Source organism: Geotalea toluenoxydans JCM 15764, from assembly GCF_001311985.1.
GTDB classification, from domain to species: Bacteria; Desulfobacterota; Desulfuromonadia; order Geobacterales; family Geobacteraceae; genus Geotalea; species Geotalea toluenoxydans.
On record NZ_BBCJ01000004.1, the window covers coordinates 150,495 to 173,584 of the forward strand.

Annotated in this window: 13 protein-coding genes; all 13 read left to right on the forward strand. The window is 48.0% G+C overall.

Annotation, left to right across the window (positions count from 1 at the left end; all coding sequences use genetic code 11):
* Positions 1 to 8: 8 nt before the first annotated feature.
* On the forward strand, positions 9 to 2,993 hold the full coding sequence (locus tag JCM15764_RS03855) for a hypothetical protein (protein WP_243688311.1): 2,985 nt from the start codon (positions 9 to 11) through the stop codon (positions 2,991 to 2,993).
* Positions 2,957 to 3,445, forward strand: a complete 489-nt coding sequence (locus JCM15764_RS21710; protein WP_243688312.1) for a S1 domain-containing protein — start codon at positions 2,957 to 2,959, stop codon at positions 3,443 to 3,445. The genes JCM15764_RS03855 and JCM15764_RS21710 overlap by 37 nt, the downstream gene beginning before the upstream one ends.
* A complete protein-coding gene (locus JCM15764_RS03865; protein WP_243688313.1) occupies positions 3,349 to 4,542 on the forward strand; it encodes a hypothetical protein in 1,194 nt (397 codons plus the stop codon). The genes JCM15764_RS21710 and JCM15764_RS03865 overlap by 97 nt, the downstream gene beginning before the upstream one ends.
* An 11-nt stretch (positions 4,543 to 4,553) precedes the next feature.
* The gene (locus tag JCM15764_RS03870; protein WP_054692783.1) at positions 4,554 to 5,525 is read left to right on the forward strand and encodes a hypothetical protein; all 972 of its coding nucleotides are present in this window, start codon (positions 4,554 to 4,556) and stop codon (positions 5,523 to 5,525) included.
* Between the two features lie 556 nt (positions 5,526 to 6,081).
* Positions 6,082 to 9,240: a putative adhesin gene (locus JCM15764_RS03875; RefSeq protein ID WP_243688314.1), complete on the forward strand. Its 3,159-nt coding sequence runs from the start codon at positions 6,082 to 6,084 to the stop codon at positions 9,238 to 9,240.
* 8 nt (positions 9,241 to 9,248) lie between these two features.
* Positions 9,249 to 9,638 (forward strand): hypothetical protein, encoded by a 390-nt coding sequence (locus tag JCM15764_RS03880; RefSeq protein ID WP_054692789.1) that lies wholly within the window; start codon positions 9,249 to 9,251, stop codon positions 9,636 to 9,638.
* Between the two features lie 82 nt (positions 9,639 to 9,720).
* Positions 9,721 to 10,668, forward strand: coding sequence for an REP-associated tyrosine transposase (locus JCM15764_RS03885; protein WP_054692796.1), 948 nt, complete (start codon positions 9,721 to 9,723; stop codon positions 10,666 to 10,668).
* Entirely contained in the window at positions 10,656 to 11,108 is a 453-nt protein-coding gene (locus JCM15764_RS03890) for a hypothetical protein (protein ID WP_054692798.1), read from the forward strand. The genes JCM15764_RS03885 and JCM15764_RS03890 overlap by 13 nt, the downstream gene beginning before the upstream one ends.
* Positions 11,109 to 11,260: 152 nt before the next feature.
* Positions 11,261 to 11,632: a hypothetical protein gene (locus JCM15764_RS03895; protein ID WP_054692800.1), complete on the forward strand. Its 372-nt coding sequence runs from the start codon at positions 11,261 to 11,263 to the stop codon at positions 11,630 to 11,632.
* A 132-nt stretch (positions 11,633 to 11,764) separates the two neighbouring features.
* A complete protein-coding gene (locus JCM15764_RS03900; protein ID WP_054692802.1) occupies positions 11,765 to 16,192 on the forward strand; it encodes a CARDB domain-containing protein in 4,428 nt (1,475 codons plus the stop codon).
* Entirely contained in the window at positions 16,140 to 21,071 is a 4,932-nt protein-coding gene (locus JCM15764_RS03905) for a FlgD immunoglobulin-like domain containing protein (protein ID WP_243688315.1), read from the forward strand. The genes JCM15764_RS03900 and JCM15764_RS03905 overlap by 53 nt, the downstream gene beginning before the upstream one ends.
* Before the next feature lie 178 nt (positions 21,072 to 21,249).
* Positions 21,250 to 22,389, forward strand: coding sequence for a fibronectin type III domain-containing protein (locus tag JCM15764_RS03910; RefSeq protein ID WP_243688316.1), 1,140 nt, complete (start codon positions 21,250 to 21,252; stop codon positions 22,387 to 22,389).
* Positions 22,299 to 23,090 (forward strand): discoidin domain-containing protein (locus JCM15764_RS21715; RefSeq protein ID WP_243688317.1); only part of this gene is annotated, 792 nt, incomplete at its 3' end. The genes JCM15764_RS03910 and JCM15764_RS21715, both read left to right, overlap by 91 nt.

Genomic DNA, 23,090 nt, shown 5'->3' on the forward strand with positions numbered 1-23,090 from the left:
CTGGGGGGATGACGGCTGTTAGAAAAGATCAATGGGTCCAAAAAGATCTAGCAGACAGCCTTTCGTTGCCATACAGCAGCACGCCGAACAATGATCCTAATTCTGTGCGAAAGCTTGTGCGAATTAAAAGCTCAGATTATCAAGATGGTATTGTCGGGAAGACGCTACCAGAGCCGTTACAAGTTTTGGCTCTCGATGGAGCGAACAGACCGGTAAAGAATGTACAGGTAGTCTTTCGCAGCATAGCTGGAGGAGGATTGCTGGGTCCAGATGCCACAACCGATACAACAGCTGGTGCCAGTGAATATAGAATAGCCACAGGCGCGGATGGCATTGCCCGTGCCTACTTGATGCTGGGGACCAAAACAGCTGATTCACCATACTTTATCATGCAGAATAAGCCCTATGCTGTCCAAGTCGGACAAAATATGGTCAACGTCCAGGCTGACATCTCCAGTGGCGCTCTTGCGACTGACAAGCCATTTGAGGCTTATGCCTTCCCCGGAGATGCCGTCAACATCGTTAAAGTGGCGGAAAATACAACAGATAACAAGTGGGGGTTACCCGGCCTTTTTGCCGGTTCGATATGGGTGCTGGTAACGGATGTCTACGGCAACCCCATTTCGAATAAAGAGGTTACTTTCAGCGTTGAAGAGCAAGTTTACCGTCTCAACCCACAGCCGTTCGAAACTCCGAATGCGAAAATACATAATGCGAGATTGCTGCGATTGGAAAATTCCTGTCCAGGATCACCGACTCTTGATTGTGCTGACAGCATGGAACAATTGCAGGTAACTAGCAATATAACCGGTGCCGTTGCAGAAGTCCTGCTGGGGAATACAGACGGTACCGATTTCACCATTACAGCAAATGCCCTGAAGGACGAAAACGGTACTGAAACTTCTACTCCATTACAGCCGGTCAGCTTTACCTATCACAGCTATGGGATTACAGAACGAAGTGATGATACGGCCGCTACGTATCTAACTGCCAGTGTAGTGCACCACTTTGATTCACGAGGGAATCGTATTGATGCGGGTAAGGCTGGAACTGTATTCCCGCAGCCACTTACGGTTACTTTATATCGTTCTGAAGAAACCACTGTATCTGCCATAAAGGATAACTGCTCAACGGCCTGCTATTACCTGAAAGGGACAGGCATATTTCAGACAAGCAAGGTCAATGATGGTACCGTTTCTTTCTCTATTAGCCAAGGAGGTGGCTCTGTTTCTCCGGCAGTAGTTCCAGCTTCTTCTAATGGTCAAACTCCTAACACAATTATTGATGGCATATATGAGTCGTACCTGACTCTTGGCCAAGCTCCCGCATTGAATGTAATTTCTGTCCTTGCCTCTACTTCGTCACTGGTAAAACACATCAATACCTCGACAGGAGAAACATTCTCCAAAAGTAAAACCCTCACTACGGAAACAAGCTTGAACATATGGGGTGTTTTACCAAGGTTGGAGCCCGATCAATGGATACTGATCAACAGTAAAGGCTATCCTACAGCAGATGTGCCTTTGCGACTCTCAGTCAAGCCCGATGAATATCCTGTTGGTAGCCTGGCAGTTCGCTTTTACGAAAACGGGTTGTGGGGATATATGGGTGAGGTGCCTGTACAAAGAGCAGGAGGGGTGCTTTCTGCTGGTGGTGCTGTTTTTGATCCAAGGAATTCTTACCAAGCCAAGCTTGTTCTTTTTGATTCCCAGATTTCTAACGTTGAGAGTGATCCCGTACCAATAAAGGTTGTTGCCGTTGACCTGGCGATCGACTCGGAAAATACAAGCGGGCTCAATCCCGATGGAACCCACAAAGATCCGCAGAGAACAGTCCACAGCGAAGTGATAGAAGATGCGCCGGATCAACCAGGGAAATACATCCCGCTTAACGAGAGGGACATCAATAATAACAAAATCTTGGATTTCGCGGACGGCTACGATCTTACATCCTCACAACCGACGGACAACGGATCTGCCGCTTTTGTGCCGATCCTTCTGGAGATCCCTGAGCCGATAGACACGACTCAAGCGCAGGTGCGCTTCATCTACAATGCATCTGATCCTGCAGGCGTAACCCAAAGCACCACCGGAGAGTATCTCCCTGCACCCGGTGGACATATCCGTCTCTGGAACAAAGATGGCATCAAGGGGAGGCAAAAAGCAAGCCTTGCCAATGGCGGCAACTACATAAAGCCGGGGGATATTCTCAACACCTCCCAACTGGGCGATCCTATTGCCCCAGGAGTATGGCGCCTCTATGTAGAGGGAGTAACCTCCAGCACTCAACTAGGGGAAGAATCGATACGCATGGATATAGACCCAGACGGCAATGGCCCTTCACCATTCATGATGGCGGATGAAGTACGGGCAACAGTAAACAAGCCGCTGCTTATTACCGACTACAACCGCGACAGGGTGATCGATGATAAGGACAGGCTTAGAGCGGCTTTGGGAAATACTTTCTATTTTTGGGTGAATGACGACATGGATTCGGGAGATATCAGTGAGGATAGCGACACCCCCGAATATCGTACAACATCGCAGATTCTTTCCCTTAAAAACTTGAACGGCAAAGACTCTAAGGTAAATGGTACACGTGACCTTGAAGATTTTTTTCCAGTGTATCTGGATTTACAGGAAATGCTGGCAAAGTTTACCCCATCCGCATTTGACTATGTTTTAAAACAGGGCGATTCAGCGCTAAACCTGGCTTTTCCAGGTCTGAACGACAGCAAAACTGGTCTAAATGCAGATGAATCTGGAAAATATCTGACTGATGCTACTGAGAACGGTGTTGCCAAGGGACTTGCTGAAAAGGAGACATTCAAGGTTACCAAGACAGGCATCAGATTGAACGACCATCCGGGTAACCCTTCGTTCTTGCAAAACATCATCGCGGAAAAAAAGGAGTCATCCTCATCGAGGGTAATTCATCGACATCTCATCCGCTGGTATTGGAGATTATTGATCGTGGTACTGGAAAGACTGTAGTTACGTCAAGCCTTAATCTCAGTATTGCAGGTGTTGAGCAAATGTTCCGGCATAAAAACCTTATCCAGACGATGAATAGGATAGAGAATCATCTACTCCCAACACCACCTGGAGTATCGCCGATCCCGGGGCATCCGGTACCAAGTGCTGGTAAGTCCGATAGAGTGGATGCTGCTGATTTTGACAACTCCAAGCATTTCACTGGATTTGATACTGAAAATGATGGCACCGACTTCGTGTTCGTCCATGGCCTGAATATCAATGGTGATGAAGCGCGTGGTGTGCAGGCCGGGATATTCAAACGCCTCTTCTGGTCAGGATCTCGTGCCCATTTCTGGGGTATTACCTGGTATGGATGGGACTCTCAGCCACAATCGGCTTCTGTTTCGGTACTCGTTCCCCCAAATATCATCATAATGTTCGACATGCATACAATGCCGGATTACTCCTAAAGAATTTTATCGAAAATCAAGGTCTACTGAATCCTACAATTGCCGGTCATAGTTTAGGCAATATCGTTGTTTCTACAGCTATTCAGAATGGTGTTAATTACAGCCGTTACTTAATGATTAACGCAGCAGTGGCTGAAGAGGCCTATATACCAGAAAATGCATATACCAAGGATGAAACTGGCGCTTTTGGCCCAAGCTCAAATTGGTATACCAACACACGTCGGACGATGTACCATCCTGCCTGGCGATACCCTAACGGGCAACCTACTGATATAGGTTATGATCCGTTCCTCTGGTCGTCTGAGTGGTATACGCTGTTTGACAAGGATGATGTTCGTTCAACCCTTACTTGGCGAAATTATTTCGGAAAAATCAGGATGGACGCTAGAGTCTACTCGTTTTTCACGCCCACAGATGAAGCTTTCAAACCATTTAACTATAATCCATTAGCAAGCGGCGCACCTACCGACCCCCGGGAGTATCCAGCAAATGTAAATGATTGGCCAGGATTAGATGATGTTTTGGCAGAGTGGCTTAAAAGCCTTTGTTTCGACAACGAAAGACTCGGCAACTATGCGTGGTCGATGCAGGAATTGTTGAAGGGACGGATGACAATGGAAGGGTTCACACAGGGAGGATGGGGGTTCAATAAGGTAGAGGGCGGAGATTACTATCCCTGCACTACGCTTCCTGATAGCTCCAACGTTTGTAATTTCATCACACCATCCGAGGCAAATACGCTCATACCGCAATTGCTTAAGGCAAAGCCGCTTTTCAACAAGAATCCCGACAACGAGTCTTTATTTACAGATAACCCTGTGCAGTTTAGTTCACCTGATGCGTTTGCGCAAAAGCAAATGGAGTTGCTGTCCAATGAAATACCCTCGCTTACCTTTGCCGCCGGGCATCGAGGGGTGAAGGAGTTTGCTGATAAAAATAATATTGATATACGAAAAAACTATTTAGAGCAAGTTCCATACTCGCCGTGGCCGCGTAAACCATTAATAAACCACGAGTGGCGACACAATGATTTATACAATGTTGCCTATCCATACACATACAGGATGTTCGATGATTTTGTTTCGAAAATGAAATGAGAGGAGTGTAAATGAAAATGAATAAAATGTGTACTTGCTTGTTATTACTGCTAATAAGTTGTTTATGTCGACCAGAAAATTCACAAGCCTTAACATTAGCAAAGCTTATACTCAATGTAGTTGATGAGAAAAATCAGCCAGTCGAAGGTGCAGATATTGAAATCTGCTTTGTGGGAGGCTGTACCTCAGATGATGTAAAAAACTACAAAACTGATGAGAATGGAACTTGCAAAGTTTCAGGATTGTCAAAAGATGGCCAGATCAGTGCTGGTATTACTAAGAAAGATTATTACAGTACCTTATTCCATCAAGACTACTATATATCTAAGCTGGGTATGTGGCAGCCATGGAACAAAGAGTATACAGTTGTACTTCGTCCAAAGATTAATCCGGTTCCTATGTATGTAAGAGAAAAATGGATTACTATTCCAGTCGTTGGCAAGGAGATTGGATTTGACCTTGTAAAATTTGACTGGGTTATTCCCTACGGACAGGGTGTTACGTCAGATTTTATATTCAGGGTTGATCGCCAATATAAGGATGTTGACAATTTTGACGCAATTATGACGTTGACCTTTTCAAATGAATCGGACGGCATTCAATTGTTAAAAGAAGACACAGGTGGCGACTTCAACGTAGGTAGCAGGTTCAGACTTCCTAGAAATGCTCCGGAAACAGGATATGTCCGGAAATTAGCAAAAAGAAAAACAAGAGGCGGAGGAGTCTTTTATGATGATGCATATGAAGATAGCAATTATTTTTTTCGAGTGCGTTCAGAAAAAGATGAAAAAGGAAATCTAACACGGGCAATGTATGGAAAAATAAAAGGAGATATAAAAATTGATCCTAGATCAACTGAAACTGGAGACATACACTTGTTTTACTATCTCAACCCTGATTATACCCGTAATCTTGAATTTGATCCCGACAAAAATCTGTTTAGTCCCCTACCAAGAAGCGAACGTCTTATTGGTTTGCCGTAATGTCATAGAGAGTAAGCTATGAAGATACTTGAAGGTGCCTTTTTGTTGCTATTACTGTTGATCGCTCCAGTAGTCGTGCAAGCCTCTGCCTTAGCCAAGTTTGCACTCAAGATGAACAGCCGCATGAGTTGTACAAAGAGCTCTTTTACAAAATGCTGCAACGCTGTCAGGTCGTGGCTCCGAAGCACCGCTTCAGGAGAGTCGGAAGGGGTCGGGAGAGTCGGAAGGGGTCGCGTCTACACATTTCGCAATCTTCTTGGATAAGGTATAAGTCAGGCACTATCACGGGAGAAACTCATGCACGGCCACTAACAAGGTAAAAGGGAACAGGCTGCTTTTTAACCATCTGTAGCTAACGCAGAAATAGTTCTTTGACAACTGAATACTAAACAGCGCAGATCTCCTCGGCGGCAACCGAACAGGCTCCCATGCCGCCGGGGCATAAACGGTATGGTTTTGTGTAGCAATCAACCGGGTAGTCGTTCTCTACTACAAGGTAGGGAACCCGCTCAAGGTCCGTGACGGCAATGGCAACATAACCACCACCGAATACAACGTGTTGAACCTGCCGACAAAAGTCACCGACGCCAGGGGCAAATTCGCCACCAGCGACTATTACAAAACCGGCAAGGTCAAGACAGTCACCAACCGTCGCGGCTATGCCAACACCACCGGCTATGACAAGCTCTGGCGGGTCACCAAGGTCACTGACCCGCTCCTGAAAACCATCGAGACTACCTACGACAAAGTGGGGAATGTCCGTACCGTCAAGGACAAGCGGGGGATTATTGCCGAGACGCTGTACGATGATCTGTACCGTCCCGAGAGAAAGTTGAAGGACGGCATCAGGCTGGCAACCTTCCAGTACGACGATGCCAACAACCTTCTCGCCGAAACCGATGCCGAGAACAACAGGACCGAATACAGCTATACCAAGCGCAATCAGAAGGAAAAGGCCACCTATGCCGATGGCAGCTTCGAGACCTATGGCTATGACGGCAACGGCAACCTGAAGACTGAAACCGACGAGGAAGGCATCGTCACTACCCACGCCTACGACAAGGAAAACCGCCAGACCAGGACCGAGCGGGCAGGGGAAGAGACGCAGAAAGCCTACGATGTCATGGGTAACCTGGCAGCAACCATCCAGCCCAAAGGCAACAGCCGCGGCTACGGCTATGACCTGCTTAACAGGTTGATACGCGTCACCGACGATGAATTCGGCATCAACCTCGTCACCCGGTACGAGTACGACAAAAACAACAACCGCATCAGGACCACCGACCCCCGTGGCAATGTGGTGGAGAACCAGTATGACGAGCTGACTCGCAAGACCGCCCATATCCAGAAGAAAGCCAGCGGCGACCTCACGGCCAGCTACGAGTATGACGAAGAAGGCAACCAGACCAAGCTGACCGACGCTAAAGGGCAAATATCAACATATGTCTACGACGAACTGAACCGCCGCACCGAAAGCCACTACACCGGTCTCGACATTATCACCGGCTATGACGAGAACAACAATGCCGTCTCCGCAGCAACAAGCGGCACCAGCAGCGACAATACAGTAAACACTTATGACAACTTCGACCGCCTGAAAACCAGCACCCAGCGCGGCACCCAGATCAGCTACAGCTATGACAACAACGGCAACCGGTTAAGTGTGGGAACACCGACAAGCACCACCAGCTATACCTATGACCAGAGAAATCGGGTAAAGACCGCCACCGCAGGCAGCGATGTTACCACCTTCGACTACTTCAAGGACGGTAAGAAGAAAAGCGTCATCTACCCCAACAGCGCCAAAGAAGAATACGCCTACTACCCGACCAACCGCATCCAGAGCGTAACCAGCAGCGCCAACGGAACAACTGTTTCCCGGTTCGATTACAACTACGACCAGAACGGCAACCGGCTGACCCAGGACGAGGCCAGGGGCGCCAGGACCATTGAAACAACCTACGCCTACGACACCTTGGACCGGCTGCAGAGCTATACCGTCATCGAAAATGGGACCAGTACCACCACCGCCTACACCTTCGACGGGTACAACCGGGCCAGTGAAAAAGTCACCACAGCAACCACTACAACAACCAAGGCCTACAGCTACGATGAAACCGACTGGCTGACCCAGACAAGCGACGGCACCAGGACCATAACCTATGCCTACGACAATAACGGCAATACCTTAAGCAAAACAGACAGCACCGACTCTGACAATCCCGTCATTTTTGCCTACGACTCCAGGGATAAACTGACCAGCGCCAGCAAAGGCGGAACCACCCTTGGGCAATACAGCTACAACGCCAATGGCTACCGTATTCGCCAGAACAGCAGCGACCGGGGCAATGTGGAGTACCTTTATGACGGAACCGCCGTCATCGAAGAAAGAAACGGCAATGGCCTCCTGGCCCATTACCGCTATGCCAACAAGCTTTATAGCTTAACCACTCCGCAGGGGAACCAGTACTACCATCTGGATGCCCTCGGCAGCACAACCGACCTGACCGACGACAGCGGCGCTACCAAGGCCAGCTATTTCCTCAATCCTTGGGGTATGATCGTTGATAGCATTGGAGAGAGTGCTAACAGGAGAGTTTTTACCGGCAAGGAGCAAGACACCAACACCGGGCTTATCTACTTCGGTGCACGGTATTATGATCCCGATACGGCACGGTTTACCACGCAGGATACTTATCTGGGTGAGCAGGGAACACCGCCGTCACTTCACAGATACCTTTATGCTTATTCCAATCCGACGGTGTTCATTGATTTGGAAGGGTACTGGTCATGGAAGGAGACATGGAAGGTAGTTAAAGACCCAGTCGGAAGCGCTCTCAATTACACCAGCAAAGGACTCGATTACCTCGGCAGGAAAGTTGACCAGTATGTAGACAACAAAAGACCTGGCGCTATCATGACAGGAGTGGCAACTACAGCAAAGACTGCGCTAACTGTAGGTAAAAGCATAGTGGACACGCCTGGTGACCTCGTCGAACAGAGTCGTGAGTTTGTCAAAGATCCCCTGAACCCAGTGAAGATACCTGTCTTTGGGCCTATGGGGAAAGGGATCGGGGAAAGCTACGCAAGAGCATACGAAGATCCCAGCCTTGTAAACATCTCTACTGCAATTGGAAACACGGCATTTGGTGTAGGTTTGGCTTTGGGCGGTGCTGAGTTTGCCCGAGGTGCCAAGGTTAACGGAACGTATCAGGCGCCAAAACCGGCCCCTGGTTTAACTGGGGAACCAATTTCAGGGGAAAAATCACTTGATGTGGGAGCATTGGATGCGACTGGTGGTAAAAATATCTTTAGCGGGCATGGTGGATATGAGATTGGTAGTGGTATAACAGCAATCCCAGATGGCACAAGCTTGACTGTGTACTCAAAGTTTGGCTCAACAATAAGTGACGAACTAGGAAATATGATTGAGACTGGGGCAAACCTTTCAAATGTGTACAGCCGGACCTATGGGACAGGTGACCGCCTTCCGAATTATACACTTTATCCTCCCGAAGGTCTTAACATTAAAGGCACTCCAATTACAGTTGATAGCCCAACACAATTGTCCGACCTTTTGAATCCCAATATGGGAGAATGCCACTGGGCTGCATGTACACACAATCCAAAATCGGTTAATGCCGAAGTTATGTATGATAAAAGTGGAATTGTAGATATGAATAGTTACAAGTACATCAAAATCTACACTAAGTGAGGTAAAGTATGACACTTAATGAATGTATAATTGAATGCGTAAAGCACAGATGGGACAACTCATACTTTGAAAAATTCATGGAAACAGAAGTATTCTTTTCTATTGTTCAACCCAACCAACCTCTGCAAGCAGGCCCCCTAATCACGACAAATTTAAAAATAAGATTGTCAACTGCAAAGCTTGACGTCGGCTGCATGGCTTTGTTTTATACTTCAAAATTAGATACCAGGTTGTCGCAACACTATGGAGGTATGCCACTCCTCAGAGCAATAGAAATGGTTTGTAACATGGATGGCGTTGACGGAATGCTGATTCAGAGTGATGGCGAAGCATGGGTTGTTGCTAACAAGGACGCCCTTAGAAAGCTCCTTTCCACCCTGCCATCTCAAAGAGATTAAAAGGGTCAGGTCTACAAATTTCACAAAAGCAGGTTATGCTTTGATTTGGTAAATTTACTTTATCAGTCAAAGGAGAAGAGCTATGGCACGACCACTACGCATTGAATATCCAGGAGCCTACTATCACATAACATCCAGAGGCAACGAGCAGAAGGATGTGTTTAAAAGTCAGAAAGACCGGGAGAAATTTCTTTCATATCTGGAATCGGCAACAGAACGGTATGGTGCGGTAATCCATGTATGGTGCCTGATGAACAACCACTATCACCTGTTGCTGGAAACACCACACGGAAATCTGTCACAGATAATGCGCCACATAAACGGTGCCTACACTACATATTTCAACATCAAGCGGAAACGGGCCGGACACCTGTTCCAGGGAAGATATAAGGCGATACTGGTCGAGGCGGACGAATATGCAGTCGAACTTTCAAGATATATCCACTTGAACCCGGTTAGAGCCGGTGCAGTCGAAAGGCCGGAAGAATACCGCTGGTCGAGCTATAACAGCTACATCGGCCAACACGCGCCACCGGCCTGGCAGAAGATGGATTTTATTATTGGCTACTTTGGCAAGAAAACAGCTGATGCCCGAAAGAAGTATCGTCAGTTTGTGGAAGATATGCTTGGGGAAGACTACGAAAGCCCGCTAAAAGAAGCCGTTGGATCTTCTCTTCTTGGGAGCGTTGGATTCATAGAAGAAATCACCACAGCTCACTTGCAGGAAAAGACATTCAGCAGAGATGTCCCGGCACTGCGTCAGTTGTCAACGCAACCACAGCCGGAGGAAATTGTCTGCCAGGTAAAGAAAGTCTTTGCAGAGAACGAAAAGCTAGCAAGGCAGGCAGCAATACATCTCTGCCATAGATACAGTGGCGCAAGACTGCGAGAAATAGGGCAGCTCTTCGATGTACGGGAATCGGCAATTTCGGAGGGGAGCCGACGGTTCGCAGAGAAGTTGAAAGGGGATAAGTGGCTTAAAAACAATGTAGAAGCGGTGAAGAGAGAATTAAAACTATGGAATGTGTAGACGCGACCCTTTTAAGCGCTCGCGACCCTTTTAAGCGCTCGACCCTTTTAAGCGCTCCCGAAAGCCCGCTAAAAGAAGCTGTTGGATCTTCTCTTCTTGGGAGTCTTGGATTCATAGAAGAAATCACCACAGCTCACTTGCAGGAAAAGACAGTCAGCAGAGACGTCCCGGCACTGCGTCAGTTGTCAACGCAACCACAGCCGGAGGAAATTATCTGCCAGGTAAAGAAAGTCTTTGCAGAGAACGAAAAGCTAGCAAGGCAGGCAGCAATACATCTCTGCCATAGATACAGTGGAGCAAGACTGCGAGAAATAGGGCAACTCTTCGATGTACGGGAATCGGCTATTTCGGAGGGGAGCCGACGGTTCGCAGAGAAGTTGAAAGGGGATAAGTGGCTTAAAATCTCTGTGGAAGCGGTGAAGAAAGAATTAAAACTATGAAATGTGTAGACGCGACCCTTTTAAGCGCGCCGTGAAGAAAGAATTAAAACTATGAAATGTGTAGACGCGACCCTTTTAAGCGCGCCCTCTTGACCCTTTAAGCTCTTCTTTCTGAGAACTGAAATCATATCGACAAAGGAAGGAACCACCCAATGCACATCAATACCTATCTTAGAATCGCTCTTAAAACTTGTGTTCTTATCGTCTTATCGACAGGTTCTTCCCTTGCTGGCACTTTGGACAAGGTCCAGTTCATCAAAATTGCCCCTCAAGATGCAAAAGCGGTCATAAAGGCTGCTGATGGCAAATTGCAGGTGATAAAGCCTGGGGACGACATTGGTGAAAACGTAACCGTCAAAGAGATCGCTGCCAACCGCATTGTGCTGGAAGAAAAGACGGACAATGGGCCGGAAACCGTAATAGTGCGCATGGAAAGCGGCAAGGCTAGGATCGAGCGGCTTAAAAAGCAGCCGGATAAAGGACAGCCTATGGTCGCGCCTGCAACTATGCCTGCTCAGAAGTAGTAACACAGCAGCAGGGTCGTGGCTTTGGATGTCTGTGATGGCCCTGTGTTTGGACACAATCTGATTTTTGATTCTGATTTCGGCAGCGAAATGATGGCTGCCGGTTTTTATCTGGCGAGGGGGGATTGATCTATGAAAAATGAGGGATTACAGCATAAATACTTTGGAATTCTACTGACATTGATCCAGAGCTTTCTGCTTTTGACATTGCTGCCATTCTCCTCCTTTGCAGATCCCTTCACCGCCAAAACCATCGGTGATTACGGCAACGTCACGGTCATTGAGACAAGTGGAGCTTACGATGCCGAGCTGCCCGATGGAACGAGCAACGTAGAACCGCGCCAAGCTATTGCTAAGGAGTTTTTCAAAACGCACAAGGATGAGTACGACTTCCTTGCTATCTTTACCAACTACGATTTTCAGCTGCCAAAGGACGCAATCGCTTTCTACCAAAATGTCAAAAACGACATTAAGGGTATCGGGCTGGATCCTGAATATAACCGCACAGAGTTTTATGGGAGCAAAGGCAAGCTTCAGGGGACCATCGACATGGGAAACCTGCTCAAGCTTGCCACAAACAAACTTGACCCAAAGTATCAATTCGTGATCGATACCCTCAGCCACGAAATGCTCCATCGTTGGGGTGCTTTTGTCAAATTCAGGGACTGGAACGGCAATGAGAGCGAAGGGCTGCTCGGGTATCAGAAAGTGCACTGGAGCTTTCTTCTGGATTCGGGAGCATCTACCCACTACGGAAACTACTGGCAGAACAACGGCGACGGGACATTTACTTCCCTTGCCGCCCGAAAATATTACTACAGTCCGCTTGACCTCTACCTGATGGGGATGATCGACAAGTCTAAAGTTCCCCCCATGCTCCTCATAGAAAATCCCGCCATAGATCCCACAAAAAAACCCGAAGCCGGGGTTACCATAACCGGAACTCCACGAACCGTAACCATCGACGATATTATCGCCGTTAACGGTGAGCGTGTCCCTTCGGCAAAAGATTCACAGAAGCAGTTCAAAATGGCCTTTATTCTTGCCGTCGCCCCTGGAACCTTCACGGGTGAAGAACTCTTCCCGCTGGAAACGGTACGGAACGGCTTTCTGACCCGCCAGTCAATCCTGACCGACGGCAAGCTCCTGGTCGAGGTCGCTTCAACCCCGAAAGACGGCTTTCCCACCAATCCCGGTGTACGTCCCCCGGCTAGTGTTCCTCGCACACTTCCTCCCAACATCGACGAAGGGAGCAAATGGCTGGTTTCTCACCAGCAGGCCGACGGCAGCTGGACCGATTATTCGCTGACGTCCGAGCGGGACACAGCGGAGGCTGTATCAACCCTCCAGCTCTTCCCCTTAGCCCAGCAACAGTTTCAAGCCGGTCTGCAGTGGCTGAACCAGACAGCATCATCCAATACAGACTTTCTCGCCCGACGTATAGCGGCGACGATCAAATCAGGAGGCGACGCCACTGCTCTTGTGCAAGAATTGCTGGCGCTCCGGAATGTGGATGGAGGCTGGGGTACGGGCCGCAGTTTCATGAGCAATGCGCCTGATACGGCACTTGCATTAAAAGCCCTGGCTGCAGCGAAATACGCTGATCAGCAGGTGATATCCAAAGGGATAATGTACCTGCAAAAAATGCAGGCAAGTGATGGCGGTTGGAGCTCCGGAACCACCACAAGCCTCATTCAACCCACAGCCTCTGTGCTCAACGTTCTCAGTGCCTACAGGAAAGACTATTCTCTGGAGAACAGCATCACTTCTGCCATGACATTTCTTGCCGGTAAGCAGAATTCGGACGGCGGCTTCGGCAACAGCCCGAGTACCGTCTACGACTCTGCCGAGGCAGTAATGGCGCTGCATGAGACGGGAATGGACAGAGCTGCGATCAACAAGGGAGTGGAGTATCTCCTGTCACAGCAGGCGGAGAACGGAAGCTGGCAGGAGAGCCCCTATCAGACCGCCTTGGCCGTGCGGGCGGTATGGCAGGCAAACGTGGATCCCGACCTTTCCATCAAAACAGAGGAGATCACCTTCATTCCAGAGAAGGTAACGAGTTTACCCACAAACGCAGTACTCAGTGCTGTTGTCTGGAACCTGGGGCGGACAGATGTAGCCCAAGCTAAGGTAGCCGTCTACGATGGGGAAATTATCCCAGAGAAAAAGGTGGCAGAGCAAATCGTTGCGTTCCCCGGATCATCACCGGTGACGGTGACGTTCTCGATTCCGATAATCGATGGCAATGGTCATCTGTTTTATGTGGCTGTTGATCCTGACAATGCGGTAAAGGAGAACAACAGAAGCAATAACAGTGCTGCCAAGTCGCTGATGCCGGAAGTAACGTATGACTTTGAGGTGCTGCCGGCCGATGTGACATTATTGCCCAACCAGGTTGATATAGGACAGTCTATAAAAATTACAGCAAAGGTCTCTAACCGCGGAACCTCAGATGCTTTTCAGGTGCCAGTCCGGATTTTCATCGATGAGCAAGGTGTTCCCTTTGAGATTGCCACCTTTACCGCTGACATTCCTGCCGGAGGAAGCACTGCCAAAGAGGTGATGTGGAAGGCAAACAAAGCAGGGAACGGTATGCAGCTTACCGTTCAGGCCGACCCGAGCAATGCGTTTACTGAAACATCGAAGGCAAACAACAGTGCGTCGGTGCCGGTCACGGTCAATGGCACCACCTTTCCAAACTTGTCGGTGTCATACAAGGATATGACAATCACCCCGTCTACAGCCAGACAGGGAGGGGATGCATCCATTTCTGTTCTGGTGCGAAACGACGGTTTCTCCACTGCCGAAAATGTGAAAGTAAACTTCTATAAAGGAGTTGCCAGCAAGGACGGCGTCCTGGTGGGAAGTGACGTAATCCCCGCTATCCCGGCAGGCGCAGGAGTGCGCGCATCCGTCAACTGGACCAAAATAGCCGAATCGGGTTCAAAAATCATCTCTGTGCTGGTCGATCCGGAAAACACCATTCCTGAGTTTGCCAAGGACGACAATTTTACATTCACCACCATATCCGTCCTCAGTCTGCCCGATCTTATCATTACCAACAGTTCCATATCTCTGAGCCCGTCATCTCCCAAGGAAGGGGATACCGTCTCAATTGCCGTGACTGTGCAGAACAAAGGTGAACAGGATGCCTACGATGTGGCAGTCAAGGTAACGGATGGGAGCTCCATTGTAGGAACCCAAATCATTCCGGTTGTTGCAGGAAACTCACAGGGAGTGGCAACGATAGCCTATCCAGTGGCTGCTCTAAAGGGAACCAGACAGATCAGTGTCGTCGTCGATCCAGACAATGCAGTTTTGGAACAGACCAAAGACAACAATACAGCAGTGAAAAGCTTCACCATTCAGAATGCCAATCTCTGGGTGAACCAGCCCTACTTCTCGCCAAACGGGGATGGTGTAAAAGATAGTACGGACTTTTCTTTCCGCTTGGCCGGAACCACCCATGTCAAGGTACTGGCATATAATAGCAAAGGCGAGGTCGTACGGACTTTCAGCGGCGGAGAACTGGATAATACAACAGGGACAGTTGTAACGTGGGATGGCAAGAGTGATATCGGTGCTGTCGTGGCTGATGGAGAATATCAGCTTAAAGTTCTAGATGCGTTAAGTGGGGCTGTGCTTGGAAGTCTGCCGGTGGTGGTGGATAATAACCGGTCACTGCTGACGGAGGTAATTGGTACTAAGTTCTTTTCGAATTTGAACATTACGCCAAATATTCCATATTTTACAAATTGGAAATGGTTGCCTGATGAAAGTGGCATTGTTTTCCAAGTAGTCTCAGGTAACTCGTCTTACAGTCCTGGAATTTATGTAGTTACACCTTTCGGCGAGGACTTAATACCTTTATTAATCTGCAAACCCGATTTTTGTAATGTCATTTCTTATGAAATCTCACCAACTAGTGACAAGATTGCAGTTGTTACAAGAGAATCTTCCCGCAAGGCCAATGATGTTTCCTGGATTGAACAAAATAAAATTTATGAAGTAGATCGAGATGGAACACGATCAAAGATTGTAGCATCATTTGATGCCAAGTATCAGCTTAAATACAGTAGTCCATATGTTACCGAGATTTATCAAAAAGTGGTTGATAGAATTAAATGGTCGCCTGATGGCAAAAATCTTCTTTATGAAATAGGCAGATGTAATACAGGGTGGGAGTATAATAACTGGTGTAACACGCTGCCATCCTATGATCTATATGTATTTTCCTCTGAAAGTGATCAGAACAGTAAGATCGAAACCTTTACAGATTATACATATGGTTATTGGTCCCAAGATGGAAATAGTCTCGTCTATTCAAAAGACACATCAATTTGGAAATCAGACCTGCGGGCAAACAAGAGATCCATTTTTACAGGAAATTACGTAACAAACATTGGTAGTCTTAACTGGATCCAAGACAGATATATGCTCGTATCGATGGGTAGTTTGTATTTAATAGATTACGAAGCATTGAGCCACTTTAAATATATGGGGGATGACAGGCGACAAATTAAGAGAAAAGGCCTGGCCTATTATTTCACCGGATAATAGATCTTTTGTGTTCCAAACATATAATGAGGATGGTACTACTAACTTGTATCATTATGGTGATGCAAAGCGTCTATCAAAGGTTTACAGCTTGAATACTGATCATTGTTCGAATTGCGATCCAATATTCGATACTGTTACTTGGTCACCAGATAGTAATCAAATAGCCATGGTTGTATGGAATTGGATTGATGATACTTATGGCCCAGTGTTCACGAGTATTAACGTAAGAGACAATCAGGTCCAAGAAGTAAACTGGTCTTCACTCAGGCCGGTGCCAGATGCATGGTCTGGTCTTATGTCAGCAGATATAGCTAATGATTACCTGATTAAATGGATAAACGATGGATCTACAATAATCGGCATTTATGATAAAGATATTAACAATGTTAATGACACATATATCGTTGATATAAATACGGGTAAACAAAACAAACTTTTCTCATTTGTATCGAACTCGAACTATAGATATAGTCCTGAATCAAAGAATATAGGTGCTTCACCTGAGGATCATTATATCTTTACCATAGAACCACGCACCAATTCAGAAGGAGGGTATTCTAATACAATAATATCAAACACATTCCTACACAATATATCAGCTACTGTGTGGGCAACTAGAACCAAATCTGCTGTGTCGCTTAAGGGTGTTGCTCAGGACCTTAATTTTGAGGGTTACAAACTCGAATACGCAGACACGCAGGAACCTTCGTTGTGGCAACTGATTGTTCCCCCCTCCGATGTCCCTTTGGTCAATGACACCTTCGCAAATTGGATACCTCCTCATGACGGGACCTTCTTAGTCCGTCTTACCGTTTGGGATAAGGCCGGAAATACAGCGACTAGCAAGAAAAGGGTTACATGGAGTGGCGCCAAGCAGGTAATTGCGGGCATTTACAAGGACGTCGACGTCATTTCACCAAAAAATTACGACGGCATCAAGGACGAAGTAAAGCTCAATCTCACCGTCCTGGTGCCTGCCCATCTGGAATTCACCATCTATAACGAAAAAGGGGAGCTAATCCGAGACATCCTGCGGGAATATACAGGGTATACCAGTGATGTAGTTGCCTGGGACGGGCGTGATTCTGCCAATAATCTCGTCCCTGACGGTAAATATACGATCAAGCTCCTTGACTACTCTTTCACAGTTGAAGTTGATAATACCCCTCCCGATGTGGCTATCGATCTTGGGAAATTGATAATCGACAGCGACAAGGTGAAAGATGTTGCAGGTTTGGATTATCCGCAAAAAGCAAAGAGTGCCATATCTGCATTGATTAAAGGACATGCCTTCGACACCAGGTTAAAAAATTGGATAATAGAATATGGCGGTGGTGATAATCCATCCGAGTGGCATCTATATAAGGAAGGTGAGACTAATTTCGGCAAAAAGGATGCTGACGGCAAGGTCATAGTTCCTGCTGAGAACGACATCGTAAATCCTACCTATTTCGACGAAGTTATGTGGCTGGTCGGAAAAAAACTGAGAATCACCGCGGAAGACTATGCAGGCAACAGGAGCAGCATCGTTTCGGGATACCTGGAAGACCAGCGCCTGTGGCAGGCAGGTTGGAATAATACTGGGTCAGTTTATTTTTTCAAAGAAGCTTTAGAAAAGATTAAATGGCCGAACTATGAGTCTTTTTGGCAGTATCTTGATCAAAAGGTTCTCAACCCATCGGATTCACGGGGTGTGGTGTTGGGTGTCATACGCGATAACCTTATTAACGGCTTGGCATATGAGGCTCTTCGGTTTCCCATTGCTTCCCGTCATCTGCAATATTATGACGGTTCCTGGCATGACTATCCTATTACGACACCGGTGGCCAATGGTGAAGTAAAAGTAAACCTAAATAATGTCGATAAAGAACGAATAATAGCTGTCAGGTTCAAATCAGTCGATGTCTCTGGCAATATATTTTTATCCAATACTTTCATTGTGGGGGATAGATCGGAATCAAGCGGCAGTTTGAATTTTACTTCAAACCTTGGCAATGGCACTGCCGGCAGCCTGCCAAGCACCGTGTCCTACAACTTCGACATCATTTATCCTGACAGCCCCATATGCGGGCAAGCTTCTGGTGAAGTTATTCTCCCCACCGCGAAACTTCTTCTGGCAGGTGCCAAAAACGTCACCTATCTCATCAACACGGGCAGCACTGACACTATCTTCGGCACAAGCATAATGGGGACGGACAGTTGGAGCCAACTGAAGGTCGATTCCTCGGTGCTGGCAGAGGGTAGTTACCCGCTCAAGGCACTTGTTACTTTTAACGACGATAGTCAAAAGTCGCTTGATTTGGCTAAAGATGTTGTAGTGGACAAAACCCTACCAACGGCGATGATAACGGCACCAGATGGGGCCTCTCCACTATGCCCGTTACGGACGCAGGGAACCAACGGTGCTTGGCTTGGCATCGAAGTTAAAGGAATGGTGGCTGACAATATTAAAGTTAAAAAATATGCCTTAACCTATGGAATAGGAGAGACTCCCACCTATTGGTTTCCTGCAATCGCAGGCAGTGGGAGCGGGCAAAAAGAAATTGCGGGTAATGGGCCTGTTAACGGAATTTTGGGCATATGGAACGTAACAAATATTTCCGGCTCTGTCTTTACCCTTAAACTAACGGTCACTGACACAGTGGGCAATGTCTCTTGTTTCACAAGAACAATCAGCGTGGATAAAGAGATCAACATCGGCAATCTGTCTTCTTCGCAAAAGCTATTTTCTCCCTTTAATGGTGCTGTCAGCCATAGCACAACCCTTGGCTTCGATATAGGTGAGCCCTCGGTAGCTGGACTCTCTATCCATAACCTTGTTGAAGACGCTGCCCATTCCTTGCAAGTCAATCCAACGCCGGTTCGGCACATCCTCAATGGTCTGAATTATACCAGTGGCACGGCTAACGCTATTTGGGATGGCCGGAATGACCCAGGGACAATTGTGCCCGACGGGTTGTATGGTGCATCACTTGTTGCCACCGATAATTGCGGTAATTCAGCATCGAAATGGATACCGGTGGAGGTGGATGCTACCCCACCGACCGTTGCGATCAGTTATCCGAATCCAGTCGATCCACTTCCTCCCGGCAATATGCTTGATGTGAATGGGACAGCCTCCGACAAGCATTTCAAGAGTTACACTCTGGAGTGCGGACAGGGCGACAACCCTGTCGTCTGGCAGCCGGTTGCCAGTGGATCATACCCCGTCAACGGTGCAAGTTTCGGCATATGGAATACGTATGGTCGTGAGGGAAGATGGACGCTGCGTCTGACTTCGACAGACAAAGCAGGTAATGTGGGCAGTACGAGCACCACCATTGACCTTGGTGCCAGGAAAAATCTTGTCAAAAATCTCGAGGCTGTGCCCAGAGGGTTTTCGCCCAACAATGATGGCAAGATGGACAAGACCCAGGTCAATTTCGAGTTGACCGATGCCAGTGACGTAAAAATTGAGATACTCGACACTACTGGCACTTTGGTGAATAACTATACCGTTGCATCTGCTCCAGCAGGTATCTCCCATTATATTTGGGATGGCAAGAGCAGTGCCGGTGTTACGGCCGCTGACGGTATTTATCAAGTGAAGCTGACGGCAACGCTTTCATCCAATACATCGGTAACGCAAACGGAGGCCATTAACGTTACCGTTGATACTAACCCGCCGCAAGTTGACATCCAGAAGCCGGCGGACAAAGCCTATTTGAATACAACCTCTGTTGCCGTAATCGGAGCGATAAACGATCCAAGCTTTAAGGAATATGCCGTTTCGCTCTCTGCGCCTACGGGGGTGCAGAGCCTGGAGACAGGAAATCAGCCCAGGACAGCTTATACCTTTGGTACCGTCAAGGATGCTGCTGAAGGTGATTACTCCATAAACGTCAATGCTTCAGACCAGGCTGAAAACGGCCAACAAGTAACACGGACATTTACTGTTGACCGTACACCGCCAAAAGTAACCATAGATCAGCCGAAAAATGGCGATTATTTTGGCGCTGCTAAGAATGTGATCGACATAACCGGCTTGCTTGTTGAGAAAAATCTGGAACGGTACAGCCTCCGTTATGGTGCCGGTGACGCACCAACTGTGTGGAAAGAAGTGGTGGGTGGCGATACGGTGCCGATGGCGTCGAAACTTTCTTCCTTAAAGGTTGGCAAGGATGACGGCGTCGCCGATGGGACTTATACCGTCTCATTGTATGCCAAGGACAAGGCAGGCCAGGAGGGTGAGGTTCGGGCAAAAGTCATTATCGATAATACACCCCCAGTGGTGGCAATCTCGTCTCTCAAGAATGGTGACTTTGTCAAAGGGGGATTGGATATCAAGGGGACAGCCGCTGATTTCAATCTGGATAAAGCATTGCTCGAATTTTCGGAGGGTGACTGCAGTGGCACCTATAAAGGAACAGTCATAAAAACACTACCCGCTTCCGTATCAGACGGAGTGCTGGCAACGTGGCAGGCGATGCCGGCTGATGGACCTTACTGTCTATGGTTGTCTGCCACAGATAAGCTTGGTAACAAAGCGGAAGCCATGGTTGCCGTGAAGGTTGATACCCATCCGCCGGCAGCTCCAGTGCTAAGCGGCAAGATTGAGGAAAACACCGGAGTTCGCCTGGATTGGTCAAAGAATGGTGAGCCTGATCTGGCCGGCTACAATATCTATCGTGACGGCCAAAAGTTAAATGCAACCCTGCTGAGCGATAACTTTTACACCGACACGAACCTAAAGGAAGGTAGCTACACCTATGCCGTCAAAGCGGTCGATGCGGCAGGTAACGAGAGCAGCGCATCCAATGGGATTACCCTTCGGGTTGACACCACGCCACCATCGGTACGAATAAACACCCCATCGGAGGGGAGCAAAATCAAATGATCTGGTAGACATCAAAGGTGCCGCGTTCAGCCTGGATGATTTCAAGGAGTATCGGTTCTCCATTGGTTCTGGAGTGACACCATCAAACTGGATCCTGATTCGCAGATCCCCACTTCCTGTTTATTCAGGACTTCTGGCCCAGTGGGATACTTTTGGCCTTGCGGAAGGTGTGTACTCTTTGAAGTTGGAGGGAGAAGATCTGTCCGGCAACATTGCGTCGCAGACAATTTCCGTATCCATTGATAATACGCCACCGCAAACCCCGCTCCTTTTAACAGCAGTGGCTACTAATTCCGATGTTGCCCTTACCTGGAGAGCTAATACCGAGCCAGATCTGGCCGGGTACCTCCTTTACAGGAACGATCAACTGGCGAACGGCAATGGGTTGGTGGTGCGAAACCTGAAATCATTCGCGCTGACCGGTACATCATACACGGATAAAGGGTTGCCGGACGGAAAGTACCTGTATGCACTTGCTGCCATTGACCAAGCCGGTAACGTGAGCGGACTTTCCGGTGAATTGCCGGTAACGGTTGAGGTCAGACCTCCCCATGCGACGATTGTCGAGCCAGCAAGCAACCAAAAATTCGGTGGAAGGATCAACATCCGGGCAGAGTCGGTTGATAATGACATCGCTTCCATTCAATTCCGTTATAAGAAACTCCAGGATACTGGCTGGATGGATCTCGGGGCACCTGTGACCGCCAGTCCCTTTGCTGTGACACTCGACCCGCAAGCCTTAGGCATTACGTATGGCGATTACCAATTGCAGGCGCTGGCAACGGATCAAGGTGGCAACCCAGATCCTGCACCAATAGCGACCACAGTTAACTATACCGACGTGACCCCGCCGGCACCGCCGGCCAACCTGAAGATTTCCACGGATGGTACCTCAGCCAATCTCTCTTGGGATGCAAATACCGAGTCGGACATTGATGGTTACAACATTTATCGCACAAGCGGCAGCGAAAGAAAGAAGATCAACGCTGCACTTGTCAAGCCGGCCAGCTTCCAGGATGTAAACCTCGCTGATGGAATGTACCATTATGAAATAACGGCTGTAGATAGCTACACCAATGAGAGTAGCCATCGGTCAGCATATCGGCAAAGATCTATGCGCCAGCGCTTACTCAGCCGTTTACTCCTATTTCTGTGGCGACAGTCAAAGTTGCGGGTGCAGGGGCAGAACCGAATGCTACAGTGGAATTCTATACTACTGTGGGAACGATGCAGAGTATTGCCGGGAGTGTTCTTGCCGATGCGCAGGGTAACTTTGTCGCCGACACCATTAATCTCTCTCCCGGCGAAAACAGAATAGCTGCACGAGTCAAGGACAGCAATGGCAATATTAGCAGGCTATCAGACCCGGTGAGCATCGCTTACTCGGTTCCACCTTCAACGCCGACAGGACTCAACGCGACGGTGCAGGAAAAGAGCGTCAGCCTTTCCTGGAACCCGAACCCGGAAACGGATATAGCTGGATACAACATTTATCGAGCTGGGATCAAAATTAACACGCTTTTCAATTACTACTCTCCAGCAATAGCCTCATCGAGCGCTCTCGGACACGGACCGAATTATGTTGCTGATGGGGACTGGTCCACATCCTGGTTGTCTGGTGACAGCTATGGGAGTTTCACTCCTGTGTGGTTGGAGCTGGATACGCGGAATGTTCCCAACCTGATTGATGAAGTATCCATATACTGGTTTTATCCTTACTACGGAAAGAACTTCGAGATTCAAGGGTGGTCTGGCAACTCCTGGATCACCTTACGCAAAGTCGTAGGAAATAACGAACAATACAATCGTCTTGCCATTGTGCCTGGGTATCGGACATCCAAGATAAGAATCAATATAACTGATACAAACTACACAGCTGCCAACAAGCAGGTGGGAATACAAACTGCTTCCGTCAGAAGCTACAGATTGGTGACACCAACTTCTTATCAGGAACAGGTGCGGGATGGCATCTATAATTACAAGGTTTCCGCAGTTAATTATCTGGGGTTTGAGAGTAAT

Excerpts from the sequence above, each read along its gene's own strand:
- JCM15764_RS03865 (WP_243688313.1), top strand. The coding sequence starts at position 3,349 with ATGGGACTCTCAGCCACAATCGGCTTCTGTTTCGGTACTCGTTCCCCC.
- JCM15764_RS03890 (WP_054692798.1), top strand. The coding sequence starts at position 10,656 with ATGGAATGTGTAGACGCGACCCTTTTAAGCGCTCGCGACCCTTTTAAG.
- JCM15764_RS03880 (WP_054692789.1), top strand. The coding sequence starts at position 9,249 with ATGACACTTAATGAATGTATAATTGAATGCGTAAAGCACAGATGGGAC.
- JCM15764_RS03905 (WP_243688315.1), top strand. The coding sequence starts at position 16,140 with ATGACAGGCGACAAATTAAGAGAAAAGGCCTGGCCTATTATTTCACCG.
- JCM15764_RS03885 (WP_054692796.1), top strand. The coding sequence starts at position 9,721 with ATGGCACGACCACTACGCATTGAATATCCAGGAGCCTACTATCACATA.
- JCM15764_RS03900 (WP_054692802.1), top strand. The coding sequence starts at position 11,765 with ATGAAAAATGAGGGATTACAGCATAAATACTTTGGAATTCTACTGACA.
- JCM15764_RS03895 (WP_054692800.1), top strand. The coding sequence starts at position 11,261 with ATGCACATCAATACCTATCTTAGAATCGCTCTTAAAACTTGTGTTCTT.
- JCM15764_RS03855 (WP_243688311.1), top strand. The coding sequence starts at position 9 with ATGACGGCTGTTAGAAAAGATCAATGGGTCCAAAAAGATCTAGCAGAC.
- JCM15764_RS03870 (WP_054692783.1), top strand. The coding sequence starts at position 4,554 with ATGAAAATGAATAAAATGTGTACTTGCTTGTTATTACTGCTAATAAGT.